9 protein-coding genes and 1 other annotated feature are annotated in these 14013 nt (G+C 29.2%); all 9 genes read left to right on the plus strand.

What is annotated here, in order from left to right:
- Positions 1-43 precede the first annotated feature (43 nt).
- The 9 genes from KGF50_RS15970 to KGF50_RS16010 all read left to right on the plus strand — a co-directional run bounded on the left by KGF50_RS15970 (position 44) and on the right by KGF50_RS16010 (position 13810).
- Positions 44-1159, plus strand: a complete 1116-nt coding sequence (locus KGF50_RS15970; protein ID WP_227848980.1) for a 4-hydroxybutyrate dehydrogenase — start codon at positions 44-46, stop codon at positions 1157-1159.
- Positions 1160-1478: 319 nt separating this feature from the next.
- Positions 1479-2300 (plus strand): AAA family ATPase, encoded by an 822-nt coding sequence (locus KGF50_RS15975; RefSeq protein WP_227848981.1) that lies wholly within the window; start codon positions 1479-1481, stop codon positions 2298-2300.
- Positions 2301-2320: 20 nt separating this feature from the next.
- Complete coding sequence (locus KGF50_RS15980) at positions 2321-3517, plus strand: VWA domain-containing protein (protein ID WP_227848982.1); 1197 nt, start codon at positions 2321-2323, stop codon at positions 3515-3517.
- Positions 3518-3668: 151 nt separating this feature from the next.
- Complete coding sequence (cspBA, locus tag KGF50_RS15985; protein WP_227848983.1) at positions 3669-7067, plus strand: bifunctional germination protease/germinant receptor pseudoprotease CspBA; 3399 nt, start codon at positions 3669-3671, stop codon at positions 7065-7067.
- A gap of 9 nt (positions 7068-7076) precedes the next feature.
- Positions 7077-8750 carry a bile acid germinant receptor pseudoprotease CspC gene (cspC, locus tag KGF50_RS15990; RefSeq protein ID WP_227848984.1) on the plus strand — a complete coding sequence of 558 codons (1674 nt, stop codon included), beginning with the start codon at positions 7077-7079 and terminating at the stop codon, positions 8748-8750.
- A 101-nt stretch (positions 8751-8851) separates the two neighbouring features.
- Positions 8852-9055 carry a CDIF630_02480 family spore surface protein gene (locus KGF50_RS15995; protein ID WP_413926757.1) on the plus strand — a complete coding sequence of 68 codons (204 nt, stop codon included), beginning with the start codon at positions 8852-8854 and terminating at the stop codon, positions 9053-9055.
- A 293-nt stretch (positions 9056-9348) separates the two neighbouring features.
- Positions 9349-9583, plus strand: a binding site (T-box leader).
- Between the two features lie 76 nt (positions 9584-9659).
- Positions 9660-11057, plus strand: a complete 1398-nt coding sequence (gene asnS, locus KGF50_RS16000; protein WP_227848985.1) for an asparagine--tRNA ligase — start codon at positions 9660-9662, stop codon at positions 11055-11057.
- A 176-nt stretch (positions 11058-11233) separates the two neighbouring features.
- Positions 11234-11692 carry a hypothetical protein gene (locus KGF50_RS16005; RefSeq protein WP_227848986.1) on the plus strand — a complete coding sequence of 153 codons (459 nt, stop codon included), beginning with the start codon at positions 11234-11236 and terminating at the stop codon, positions 11690-11692.
- A gap of 183 nt (positions 11693-11875) precedes the next feature.
- The gene (locus tag KGF50_RS16010; RefSeq protein WP_227848987.1) at positions 11876-13810 is read left to right on the plus strand and encodes a YARHG domain-containing protein; all 1935 of its coding nucleotides are present in this window, start codon (positions 11876-11878) and stop codon (positions 13808-13810) included.
- Positions 13811-14013: the final 203 nt, after the last annotated feature.

A 14013-nucleotide genomic window follows, 5' to 3' on the forward strand; every position in this document is an offset into this window, starting at 1 on the left:
TAAAATAAAACATTAAGTCATAAGTTGAAGAAAAGAGGATGTCATGAAGTTATTTCAGCAAAAAACACAAGTTCATAAATTTAAAAATTCAAAAGAATTTATAGAAGAATTCAAGATTTGTAAATCAGATTTTATATTAACAAGTAAAAATGCATATGATACATATTTTAAAAGCTTTGGTTTGGATGTACATGTAGAATATAAAAGTAAGTATGGAGCTGGTGAACCTGATGATATAATGATGGATAAATTACTGGATGATTTTTCAAAAACTAATTGTACAAGAATTATTGCCATTGGTGGGGGAGCAGTTATTGATATGGCAAAGTTGTTAGTACTGAAAGATGGAAAGAAATCAAGTGATTTATTTCAAAAAAAGGTTCCTTTAGAAAAAATAAGAGAATTAATAGCTGTTCCTACAACTTGTGGAGCAGGTTCAGAGGTATCAAATATTTCAATTGCAGAAATAACAGAGATGAATACGAAATTTGGATTAGCTGTAGATGAATTATTTCCAGATTATGCAGTTTTAATTCCAGAGTTACTATTAGAGCTTCCATATTCATTTTTTGCTACAAGTGCAATTGATGCTTTAATACATGCTATAGAATCTTTTGTATCTCCAAAGGCAAGTATTTATACAGAAATTTTTAGTACCAAAGCTATAGAGATGATTTTAAATGGATTTCAGCAAATTGTGTTAAATGGAAAAGATTATAGATTTGATATTATAGAAGATTTTTTGGTTGCAAGTGATTTAGCTGGTATTGCTTTTGGAAATGCTGGTACAGGAGCAGTACATGCACTTTCATACCCATTAAGCGGAGTTTATCATGTTACTCATGGTGAAGCTAATTATCAGTTTTTTATAGAAGTGTTTAAAACATATAATAGATTATCACCAGATGGTAAATTAGCAAAAATAAATATGCTTTTGAGTGAAATAATGAATTGTAAAGTATCAGAGGTATATGAAAAAATGGAAGAACTACTTAATAAAATTATTACAAGAAAAAGTTTAAGAGAATATGGAATGAAAGATTATGAGATAAATAGTTTTGCAGACAGTGTCTTAGATAGTCAACAAAGGTTGCTAAATCAAAGTTATGTTAAACTTAATAAAGAAGAAATAGTAAATATATACAGAACTTTATATTGATAACTCAAATCTAAAAATTAATTGTTCTATATTTAGCTATAACTCAAATTTATGAAAAGCGATGATTTTAATTAAATCATCGCTTTTTATGACTGATATTCTTATAAGATAATGTATCTTGAACTTATTAAAAAATATATATTTCATTTAATTATGACAAATAAAGATAAAATTTAAATATTTTAGAGGTAATTTTATTTAGATATAGAATTTTAGAGTAATGATATACAAATGTATTATATTAATATTCTATATTAAAAGTACTAATGTAGTATTCAGATACATTTATAAAATTTACTGTTTAAAAGGAGTAGAACTTATGCTAAAAAAAGAAATGGGTAATTTTAAAGGAAGCAGTGATTATGTAGTATCACCAGAATTAATGGCATCAGTTAATGTTGCTATAGCGCTTGAAAAACCACTTTTAATTAAAGGAGAACCTGGAACAGGGAAAACTATGCTTGCACAAGCAATTTCAAATCAACTACAAAAAGATTTAGTAATTTGGAACATAAAATCAACTATAAAAGCACAGGATGGACTTTATGTATATGATACTGTCCAAAGACTTTATGATAGTCAATTTGGAGGTGAGGGAGTAGATGATATTGGTAAGTACATAAAACATGGTAAATTAGGAGAAGCATTTAGCTCAAAGGAACAAGTAATTCTTTTAATAGATGAAATAGACAAGGCAGACTTAGAGTTTCCAAACGATTTGCTTTGGGAATTAGATAAAATGGAATTTTACATAAATGAAACAAAAGAAACTGTAACAGCAAAACAAAGACCTATAGTGATTATAACTTCGAATGCAGAAAAAGAGCTTCCAGATGCTTTTTTAAGAAGATGTATATTTCATTATATAGAATTTCCTGATAGAGATATGATGGAGGAGATAGTAAAAGTACATTTTGATAAAGTTGAAGAACATTTATTAGAACAAGTAATGAGCACTTTTTATTGGATTAGAAGTTTAAGAGAGATACAAAAGAAACCTAGTACATCAGAATTAATAGATTGGATACAAGCATTGACTTTGAGTGGAATTCCAATTGAAAAAATAGAAAAAGAGGTTCCTTTTGCAGGGATACTGCTTAAAAATAACGAGGATATTGAATCTATGCAAAAACGTTTGTAGTCAATAGGAGCTGAATAATTATGTTTATTAAATTTTTTTATTTATTGAGAGCAAGAGGTCTAGATATATCTTTAAATGAATGGATGACTTTAATAGAAGCACTGGACAAAGGGCTTTGTTATTCAAATTTTTCAAATTTTTACTATCTTTGTAGGATGATTTTAATAAAAAGTGAAAGTAATTTTGATAAATTTGATGCAGTGTTTTTAGAGTACTTTAAAGGTATAGAACACAAAGAAGAAATTCCAGAAGAGATTATGAACTGGCTTGAAAAGCCAAATGTAGATTTAGAAGGATTTGAAAGATTAGAACAAAATCCAAATATAAACCTTGATGAATTGAGAGCTAAATTAGAGGAACGTATAAAAGAACAAGATTCTCCACATAATGGAGGAAATTACTGGATAGGAACAGGAGGGACTTCTGAATTAGGTCATTCAGGCAAAGGTCAGACTGGTATACGTATAGGTGGAACTTCGACCTATGGAAGAGCTGTTCTCGAAGTTGCAGGAGAAAGAAAGTATAGAGATTTTAGAGATGATGAAGTTTTAAATATGCGTCAATTTCAAGTTGCATTAAAAAGGCTTCGTCAATTTTCTACTAGAATAGATGCTCCAAAGACAGAACTTGATTTAGATAAAACCATTGAAGAGACTTGTAATAATGCAGGGTATTTAAAACTGTTCTTTGAAAAACCAAGAAAAAATACAGTGAAGCTTTTGCTACTTATAGATTCAGGGGGTTCAATGAGAGGGTATAGTACTTTATGTAATACATTATTTCAGTCTGTAAGTAAATCAAATCACTTCAAAGATGTAAAAGTATACTATTTTCATAACTGTTTTTATGATAGATTATTTACGACACCAGAATGTTGGTTAAGTAAGTCTATTGATACTGAATGGATATTACAAAACATAGATAAAAACTATAAAGTTATAATCGTTGGCGATGCCTCTATGGCACCTTCTGAGTTACTTCATATTGGTGGTAATTATAGAGGTCCATATAATGATACACCTGGAATAGAGTGGCTTAAAAGATTCAAAAGAAAGTATAGTAAAATTGTGTGGCTAAATCCAGAACTGAGAGATGGATGGGATTCAATCAGTTATTGGTATCAGACTCAAAGGTTAATACAAAGTGAGTTTAATATGTATCCATTAACTGTAAAAGGATTGGAGAAGTCATTGAAAAATTTAATGGTTGCTAAATAATATAAAAAATGATGGTACAAATTCTCTAAAAGAAGATGTACCATCATTTTTTATATTATAAATTGTATAATTGGAATTTAAAAATTATATAGTCTAATACATTTTAGACTCACAAAAAACATATACATTAATAATAATTTTAGAAATTGAGGTGATTATAATAAATTATGAATTAATCGTAAAATACAACGGAGATATATTAAGATTAGAGCAAGAATTAGGTGTTTCAGTAGAAATACTTAATGCTTCATATGCAATAATAACATCAAGTGATGAAGAAGATGTAAATAGATTACTGACTTATCCAGAAATAGAGTTTATAGAAAAACCTTTTATATTACAAACTCAAGACATACAAAGTTTTTCAAGCACAGGGATAACAGGTTTTAAAAATAGAACAGGATTAACTGGAAAAGGGACTATAATTGGTATAATTGATTCGGGTATAGATTATACTTTGCCTGTGTTTAGAGATAGCGAAGGAATGTCTAAAATATTATACTATTGGGACCAGTCTATACAAGGAAATCCTCCAGAAGGTTTTAAAGAAGGAACATTATATACTAATGAAGATATAAATAATGCAATAGCTGGAAGTACATATATACCTATTTCAACAACTAGTCTGCATGGTACACATGTTGCAGGTATTTGTGCAACTATTGCAAGTGATGCTAGGATAATAGTGGTAAGAGTTGGAAATATACAAACAGATGTTTTTTCAAGAAGTACAGAGTTTATGAGGGCGATTAAATTTATTTTAGATAGGGCATTAGAATTAAGAATGCCTGTTACATTAAATATAAGTTATGGAAGTAATGAAGGCTCACATAGAGGAACTTCTTTATTTGAGCAGTATATAGATGATATGTGTTTATTTTGGAAAAATAATATAGTGGTAGCAGCTGGAAATAATGCGGATAAGGGTGGTCATAAAAGGATTAGACTTCAAAATAACACTACAGAAGAAGTCGAGTTTGTAGTTGGAGAAGGAGAACGTATATTAAATATAAATATATGGCCAGATTTTGTTGATGATTTTAGTGTACATTTAGTAAGTCCATCAAATACTCAGACACAATCAATTTCTCTAACTTCAGGTGAAATAAGAAATACTTTAGGAGAGACAAGAATTACTGGTTATTTTTATCCTATAGCACCATATTCTCTTACTAGGAGAGTTACTTTGCAGTTAAGCTCAAACACACAGATAAATCCTGGTTTATGGAGAATTGTATTTGAGCCTATAGATATTGTAACTGGTAATGTGAATATATATCTACCAACTTCTGAGGGATTAAATAGAAACACGAGATTTTTGATTCCTACCCAAGAACTTACTGTTACAGTTCCTGGAACAGCCAGTAGAGTTATAACTGTAGGCAGTTTCAATTCAAGAACAGATATAGTATCCATATTTTCTGGTGAAGGAGATACACAATTGGGTGTGTTTAAACCAGACTTACTAGCCCCAGGTGAAGATATAATATCTTTTTTGCCAGGAGGTACCAGTGGAGCATTAACTGGAACGAGCATGGCTACTCCTCATGTTACAGGAGTTTGTTCGTTGTTTATGGAATGGGGAATTGTAAATGGAAATGATTTGTTTTTATATTCGCAAAAGTTAAGAGCATTACTTCTTAGGGGAGCAAGAAGAACAAGTAATCAGTCATATCCAAATAATTCATCGGGATTTGGTTTTTTAAGTTTATCAGACATAGATTTGTATACTTTATCTAGTATAAATCAAGACTTAGAAACAGAAGACATTGGATATAGAAGTACTAATAAGTCGTTTAAAGATGAAGAAAATAATTATAGAGTTATAGAAAATTATAATGCTCAGAGAAACGATGATTTAAAGTTGGAGGATTTTCTAAGTGAAAATATGGATAGACAATCAGGAACATTGGCAGGAATAAATGTAATTCATACTCCTGAATTTGAAGATGAGTTAGCCTCATTGGGTATGAGTCAAGAATTTCTTAAGTTAAGTGACTCATTTGGCGTATTATCTATAAACACTACAGACTATAATAGTATACAACGAGTTTTGGAACTTCCATCAGTTATAAGGACAGAATCAACTATAAAGATGACACTACTTGGGGAGATTAATCAAGGTACTTTTGGTGGTGTAGTTGCAACCGAAGAGATAGGTGTAAACTTTTTTAAAAATAATCCCAATATAACAATAACAGGAAGAGGTACTCTTATAGCAATTGCTGACACAGGAATAGATTATCTACATAAAGATTTTATATATGCAGATGGTACATCAAAGATAGCTTTTTTATGGGACCAGACAAAGAATGGAACTCCACCTGAAGGTTTTTATATTGGCACAGAATATACACGAGAAGATATTAATAGAGCAATTGCAGAAAATGATGCTAGCCTATCTCAAGATGAAGTTGGGCAAGGAACTATGATAAGTGGTATATGTGCAGGGCTTGGTAATGTAAATAAGGAGTATGCAGGAATAGCTGAAGATGCTGAATTAATAATAATAAAAATTGGCAAGATAGAGGGATTCTATAATAGTGCGATGTTATTTGCTGCATCTCAGTATGCATATAAAAAATCTTTTGAACTTGGGAAGCCATTAGTAATAAATATATCTTTGGGCAGCAATAGTTTAGTTGGATTGACTAATAGAAGTAATAGTGAAAAAGCATTTTTTACTAGAGGGTTATGTTTAACAGCAGGAGCAGGAAATGAGGGAAATACTCAGACACACACATCTGGAAGAATACCAAATGTAGGAAGTGCTGTTGAAGTTGAGTTGGAATTAAGTGATGAAGAAGAAGAGTTATCAGTAGAACTTTGGCTGAATAAGCCAGATAAGGCAGATGTAATAATAGTATCTCCTACTGGTGAAGAAAGTAAAAGTGTTGGAGTATCAAGTTATAATAGGGTAACAGGTTTATTTGATTTAGAAGGAACTGAGTATTCTATAACGTATGTATATCCAACTACCTTTTCAGGTCAGCAGTTTACCAATGTTACTTTGAGAAATGCTAAAAGAGGAGTGTGGAAGATTAGATTGGTAGGAGTTTACATTGTAAGTGGAATATATAACTTGTATCTCCCAAATAGAGCTCTTTTGAAAAGTGGAACTAGATTTAGAGAGGTTGACCCTTTCTACACTATAAATTATCCAGCTGTTCAGGACGATTTAATAACTATAGGAGCTTACAATACTATTAATAATAGTTTGTGGCAAAGTTCATCAAGAGGTCCAACTATTGAAGATAGATTAAAGCCAGACTTAGTAGCACCAGGAGTTAATATAATAGCTGCATATCCGGGCAATAAATATGCAACTATAACTGGTACAGCAGCGGCTAGTGCACATGCTGCAGGAGCCGCTGCAATGTATTTTCAGTATACCTTTGTTGATAGGAGATATCCAAATCAAGCATATGTCCAAAAAATAAAAACTTTTATGCAGGCTGGAGCTAGAAAAAACCAAACTACACAGTATCCAAATACAAGTGTTGGATATGGAACTTTAGATGTTAGAGGTATGTTTGATGTGTTAAGATAGGAGGGATTTATGGAAAAATCTTATTGTATAATTTACCAAGGTGATATAGAAACTGCACTTCAAGAAAATGGAATAAATAAATATATGGTTTTAAATAGCCAGCTTGTAGTAGTATATGTACCTATGGATTTTGATGAAACTATTTTAAATAATATATTAGAGGTTGCTTGGTGGGAAGAATCTGCTCCAATGAGCAGTTTAATTGAAATAACTAATAATGTAAACAATGGAGAAACTATTACAACAGCTGCTGAAACAGAGTATATTTACGAAAATCCATATAATAATATAACAGGAAGAGGGATTTTATTAGCAGTTATAGACTCTGGTATAGATTATTTACATCCTGACTTTGTGAAAGCAGATGGAACAAGCAAGGTTTTACGATTATGGGACCAGGAAGAAAATACAAATCCGCCACCAGAAGGATTTATTTTTGGGAGTGAATTTACAAGAAATGAATTAAGTTTGGCTATAAGTAGAAATGATGGAAGTTTAAGTCAAGATAATATAGGTACTGGAACTTTGGCTTCTGGTATATTAGTGGGAAATGGAAGAGTAAATTCACAATATAGAGGTATAACTACAGAGTCAGATTTGATAGTGGTTAAATTAAAATCATATACAGACACCTATTATGCTGGAAGGATAAATTATAGTGTTTCGGATTTTTTAGCAGCTATAACATATGTTACTAATATAGCAAAAACAGAAAATAAACCTATAATAATAAATCTTACTATTGGAGTTAAGTCAGGTGCTGTGTCAACTACTTCTATACTAGATACATTTAATATATTAAGTAGTGCTGGTGTTGTATTAGTAAGTGGTGCAGGTAATCAAGGTAATACAGATATTCATTATGCTGGAAGATTTAGTAGTTTAAATGAAATCCAAGATGTAATAATCCAAGATGGTGATGATTATGCACTTGATATAACACTGAATACAAATGGACCTGATAAAATAGGTGCACAAATAATATCTCCTTCAGGTGAGGTTAGTCATGATATAAGGTATTCTCCAGATTTCTATGTATATAGAGGAAAATTTAATCTGGAAAATACTACTTACTCAATGAGATTCATCTATCCATATATTACTTCTGGGAATGAAAGTCTAGAGATAAGACTGAGAGATATAAAACCTGGAGTGTGGACTTTGAGACTAACTCCAGAACTTATAATAGGAGGAGAGTATGATATATATTTGCCAAATAAAAACTTGATAGCACCAGATACAAGATTTTTAGACCCAGATTCAGTGGCTACAATAACTATGTATGCTGCTGGTGATGATGTAATTACAGTTGGTACATTTAATAATAAGACTGATAGCATGTGGATTGGTTCATCAAAAGGGCCAATTAGGGGAAGAGGAATTAAGCCAGATATAGTAGCTCCAGGAGTAGATATAATATCTACATATAAAAATGGAACATACAATACAGCAACAGGTACAGGAGTTAGTAGTTCTATAGTTTCTGGAGTCTTGGCCTTATTAATGGAGTACTTAGAAAAACAAGATAATATCCCAAGATTAGCATTATTTACACAAGTTTTAAAAACATATTTAATATTAGGAGCTACAAAGCTCGATATATATACATATCCAAATGTTTCACAGGGATATGGTATTTTAAATTTAAAGAATACAATTCAACAGATGGCAAATACTTTGTAAATAAAAAAATATGTAAATAATGGTATTTTATCTGTTATAAATTTTACTTATGAATTTAATTTGAAAAATTGCTAAAACTATTACAAAATAAATATATAGAGGTGATAGTTTTGGAAAATAAAAAAGCAAGAGCATTAAAAGGTAAAGATAACAAAAGACTTAGAAGTCCACTTCTAGTTGGAAATGAATCAACAGCAGCTTGGGCAGATGTTGAAAAATTAAAACCTCATAGTAAAGTTTCAATACCTTCGCTTAATAGTGTTGAAGAAGCAAAAGATTGGGTTGACAATGGAAGTAAACTGTAAAAACTTCCATACTTGATAAGAAAAATAAATAATTTATTGTATTTAAGTAAAGTAGTATTAGTTTAAAAAGCTTAAAGTTAAACTCAAGCTAATAAACAGTATACTACTTTACTTTTTTATAGATGTCAGAAGACAAAATGTAGTTTATAAATATCTGAAAGGGAAATATAAGTTTTTGCTTATAGATTTTTGTATTATAGATTATATAAGACTAGTAAATATCAATTGTATAAACTTATTGACTAAAAATTTATAAATTGGTATAATTTTGTTAATTAGCGGAAATATTAAAGATAAATACTGTGAAGAGAAGAGTAGATATGAAATGTAGTTTTAGCGAGTTGAGGATGGTGAAAGCTCAATACAAGTTTTATATTGAAGAACATCTTGGAGTTTCTAACCGAAAGCTTATTTAGCAAGTAGACTTAGACGGAAGGCACCGTTATAGGCTTTAAGCATTGCTTAACTAAGAGGTCATTTATGACAACTAGGGTGGTACCGCGAAAGTAATAGTCTTTCGTCCCTTTATACAGGGATGAAGGGCTTTTTTTAATTGAATTATATTTAGAAAAAATTACTAAAAATTAAACTAGGAGGCTTTAAAATGCAAAAGGAATTTATAACAGTAAAAGAATTGTACAGAGATAAAGAACAGTACATAGGAAAAACTGTAAAAGTAGCTGGATGGATAAGAACATCTAGAGCATCTAAAAACTTTGGATTTATAGAATTAAATGATGGAAGTTTCTTTAAAAATATGCAAATAGTATTTGATGAAAAAGTTGAAAATTTTAAAGAGATAGGTAAATTGGCAATAAGCTCATCTATACTTGTAGAAGGTGAGGTGGTATCTACAGAAGGAGCTAAACAACCAGTAGAAATACATGCAAAAAATATAGTTGTAGAAGGTGAATCAGATAGTTCATACCCACTACAAAAGAAAAGACATACACTTGAGTATTTAAGAACAATTGCACATTTAAGACCAAGAAGTAATACTTTTTCAGCTGTATTTAGAGTAAGATCAATAGCTGCATATGCAATACACAAATTCTTTCAAGAAAGAAACTTCGTATATTCACATTCTCCAATAATAACAGGTAGTGACTGTGAAGGTGCAGGAGAAATGTTTAGAATAACAACTATGGATTTAAATGATATTCCAAAAACAGAAGATGGAAAAATAGACTATACACAAGATTTCTTTGGGAAAGAAGCTAATTTAACAGTTAGTGGACAATTAAATGCTGAAATAATGGCACTTTCTTTTAGAAATGTTTATACTTTTGGGCCTACATTTAGAGCTGAAAACTCTTACACAGGAAGACATGCTTCAGAATTTTGGATGATAGAGCCAGAAATAGTTTTTGCAGACCTTGAAGACAACATGGAACTTGCAGAAGATATGATAAAATACGTTATAAACTATGTTTTAGAAAACGCTCCTGAAGAAATGGAATTCTTTAATAGTTTTATAGATAAAGGATTGCTAGAAAGACTAAATAAAATAGTAAACTCTGAATTTGTTAGAATAACATATACTAAAGCAGTAGAGTTATTACTTAAATCAGGACATGAGTTTGAGTATCCAGTAGAATGGGGATGTGATCTTCAAACTGAACATGAAAGATATATAACAGAACAAATATACAATTCTCCAGTATTTGTTACGGATTATCCAAAAGATATAAAAGCTTTCTATATGAGAATGAATGAAGATGGTAAAACTGTTAGAGCAATGGATTTATTAGTTCCTGGTGTTGGAGAGATAGTTGGAGGTTCTCAAAGGGAAGAAAGAGAAGATGTACTATTAGATAGAATTCATGAAATGGGATTAAATGAAGAGGATTACTGGTGGTATTTAGAACTTAGAAAATTTGGTACTGCTACTCACTCTGGATTTGGTCTTGGATTTGAAAGAATAATTATGTATATGACAGGTATGTCTAACATAAGAGACGTTATACCTTTCCCAAGAACTCCTAAAAATGCTGAATTCTAATAATTACGACCTATAATATGATTATATAATTTTTTAGATATAATAAATAGCTTGTGTGCTATCTGATTTAGATACATACAAGTTATTTTTATTGTGTTTATAAATGTATGTAGTTTGCTTATTCATATTTTATTATACAATGTAATTATAAGTTACTTACACTAGGAGGATAAATAATGTGTAATTTTTGTTTTATTAAATTTTATGAGGATGATACAAAAACATTTAATCGAATAAAAAATTTATTTTCATATATAGCAAATATAAAAAATGATTGTATACAAATTGAGGATTTAGAATATTATATTTTAGAAAAAGTAGATGAATTTTATCATAAAGAAGAATTAGATTATTTTTGGTGGCCAACAGAAGAAGAAAATAAAATGTTTTGGGAGAAATATAAACTACTGGATGAAGAGAATCGACAAGAATATATAAGGTCTGTTCCATGGGATTTTGAGACTGTGTTTTCTGAAATTGGACTTGGCGATTATACAATAGAAGGTTTCGAAATGATTGGTGAACAAACTGCTAAACTTTATTTTAATCCTATTGGATATCCTTATGGTGGGAATGAAGTGCTTCAAGAGGCATTAAAAGCTTTTGGAGTGACAATAGTGAGTGTGCTTGGATAACGTTTGTTGTGCTATACTATAACTAGTAGAGTAATTTTTTGGAAGTTTAAATATAAATTATATTTAAGCATTATCTTTATGTAAATAGTATAAAAATATATAAGGTGATTTAAATCTAAAAAATTATTGAATAGTATATTTATTACACAAAAAGTTTTATCATTATCATGAGGGGGAGTAATAATGTTAAAGAAAGGGTTGTTTATAGTTTTAAGTTTGGCACTTATATGTACAGGTTGTAGTTCAAAAAATGATTCTAAAGGTAAGCAAGCAGACAGAGATAATTCTCTTATACTATTAAAAAATGATGAGAATAACTCAGAGGATATGACAGATGTATACATAAAGACAGAAGGTAAGGATGAAGAAAAAATAGCATCAGATGTACCTATATATACTAAAAAAGATTATATAAATGGAGAACAATCAATATTAATTCAAGATAAAGAAAATAATTTATATAAGTATAACCTAAAAAAAGAAAAGGAAAAAATAGCATCAGATTTATCTTCTGATGAAATTAATTCATATGAATTTATGCCTTCTTCAAATACTATAGCATATATATCATCAGAAAAATCCTTGTATGTAAAATATGATGAAAAAGATAAAGAAAAAATAGCTAATGATGTTGTATTATACAGGATGTCTCCAGATGGAAGTTTAATATATTATATGAACACAGATGAGGAGCTATATCTATATAAAGAAGATGGAAACAAAGAAAAAATATCTACTGATATACAGAGCTTTGATATTATGAATAATAAAGGTGATGTAATATTTATAAATAATGATGATAATTTATATTTAAAAAGTATAGATAAAAATGATAAAGTAAAAATTAGTTCAGATGTATCAAATTTATGGGGTGTAAAATCTAATGAAGAAGAAGTTATGTATATAAGTGAGTATAATTATAAGGATTTGAAAGGTGAGTTATATTTGTACAAAAATAATGCTAGTGAAAAAATAGCATCAGATGTTAGGTCTTATAAATACAGAGATAATAAATTTTATTTTATAAACAGTGATGATGAATTATATGAGAAAGAAATAGGGAAAGATGCGTCTAATAAAATAAAATCAGATGTTAATTATGTAAGTTTCATTAAAGATGGAATTGTATTTACAAATTCTGATGGAGATATATATATTAAGAAGAATAATAAAGAAAAAGAAAAAATAGGCAATGATATGAAAGAAAATTCTAATGTATCTATTATTAATGATGAAAAATTACTTTTCATTAAATCAAGTGGTGAGTTATTTTTAGATAAAGACAAGATAGCAAGTGATGTCATTGGTTATTCATTTAATTCAGAGAATATAGCATATTCTACGAAAAATAAGGAGATACATTTTTATAATTTAAAAACTAAGAAAGACAATATAGAAATAAACAATGTAGAAAAATATTCAGAAGTTTATTTAGGGAATAAATTGATTTACTCTAAAAATTTGGAACCAAAAGATTTAAATGGTTTTTGGAAAGCTGATGAATATAATATATTTGAATTTGAAGGGCCAGATAAGATAAAACTTTATAGTAAAAGTGAAGAAGAAAGTAATTATACAGTTAAATATGAAGTAGAAAGTTCAGATAGTAATAGCATAGTATTAAAAGGAAAAGATACTTTATCAAAGGAAAAATTTACTATAACTAAATTTAATAGTAATGAAATTTCATTACTAGCTAATAATGTCAGTGGTACACTTAATAAAATTTCCAAAGAAGAAGCGGAGAAATTTATCAAGAGTATAAATAACAAGGAAAATAGTGAAACTACTGATAAAAAGAGTACTAAAAGTGATTCAAGTTCAAGTTCTAATACGAAAAATAAAGAAGTAAGTTATGATGATGATTATATTATATATGATAGTGATTCTAGAGTACTAACTAAAGATGAACTTGGGCTTTATAGTAAAGAGGAGTTAGCCTATATAAGAAATGAAATATTTGCAAGATATGGATATGTATTTAAAGAAGAACCTTATAAAAGCTATTTTAGTAATAAGTCATGGTATCAGCCAGATTATAGTATAGGAGCTGATACAGATGTTTTGAATTCTGTAGAGAAACAAAATGTATCATTGATTAAGGAAATGGAAAACTAAGTAATAAGAAATTTTAAAATACATGTCTACATGTCTTAATGTAACATGAGATAGTCTATAAACATTAAAGGTTAAATGTGAATTAACTTTAAATATGAATTAATTATATATAAAATTATTAAATCTATAAGTTAGACATAAGTATAACTTATAGATTTAATAATTCATGTCTGAATCTAAAAAGCTAATTTATAGATTTACAT

The sequence above is a fragment of the Clostridioides sp. ZZV15-6598 genome (genome assembly GCF_020657705.1).
Classification (GTDB): Bacteria; Bacillota; Clostridia; order Peptostreptococcales; family Peptostreptococcaceae; genus Clostridioides; species Clostridioides difficile_F.

Excerpts from the sequence above, each read along its gene's own strand:
- asnS (WP_227848985.1), top strand. The coding sequence starts at position 9,660 with ATGCAAAAGGAATTTATAACAGTAAAAGAATTGTACAGAGATAAAGAA.
- KGF50_RS15975 (WP_227848981.1), top strand. The coding sequence starts at position 1,479 with ATGCTAAAAAAAGAAATGGGTAATTTTAAAGGAAGCAGTGATTATGTA.
- KGF50_RS15970 (WP_227848980.1), top strand. The coding sequence starts at position 44 with ATGAAGTTATTTCAGCAAAAAACACAAGTTCATAAATTTAAAAATTCA.
- cspC (WP_227848984.1), top strand. The coding sequence starts at position 7,077 with ATGGAAAAATCTTATTGTATAATTTACCAAGGTGATATAGAAACTGCA.
- KGF50_RS16005 (WP_227848986.1), top strand. The coding sequence starts at position 11,234 with ATGTGTAATTTTTGTTTTATTAAATTTTATGAGGATGATACAAAAACA.
- KGF50_RS15980 (WP_227848982.1), top strand. The coding sequence starts at position 2,321 with ATGTTTATTAAATTTTTTTATTTATTGAGAGCAAGAGGTCTAGATATA.
- KGF50_RS16010 (WP_227848987.1), top strand. The coding sequence starts at position 11,876 with ATGTTAAAGAAAGGGTTGTTTATAGTTTTAAGTTTGGCACTTATATGT.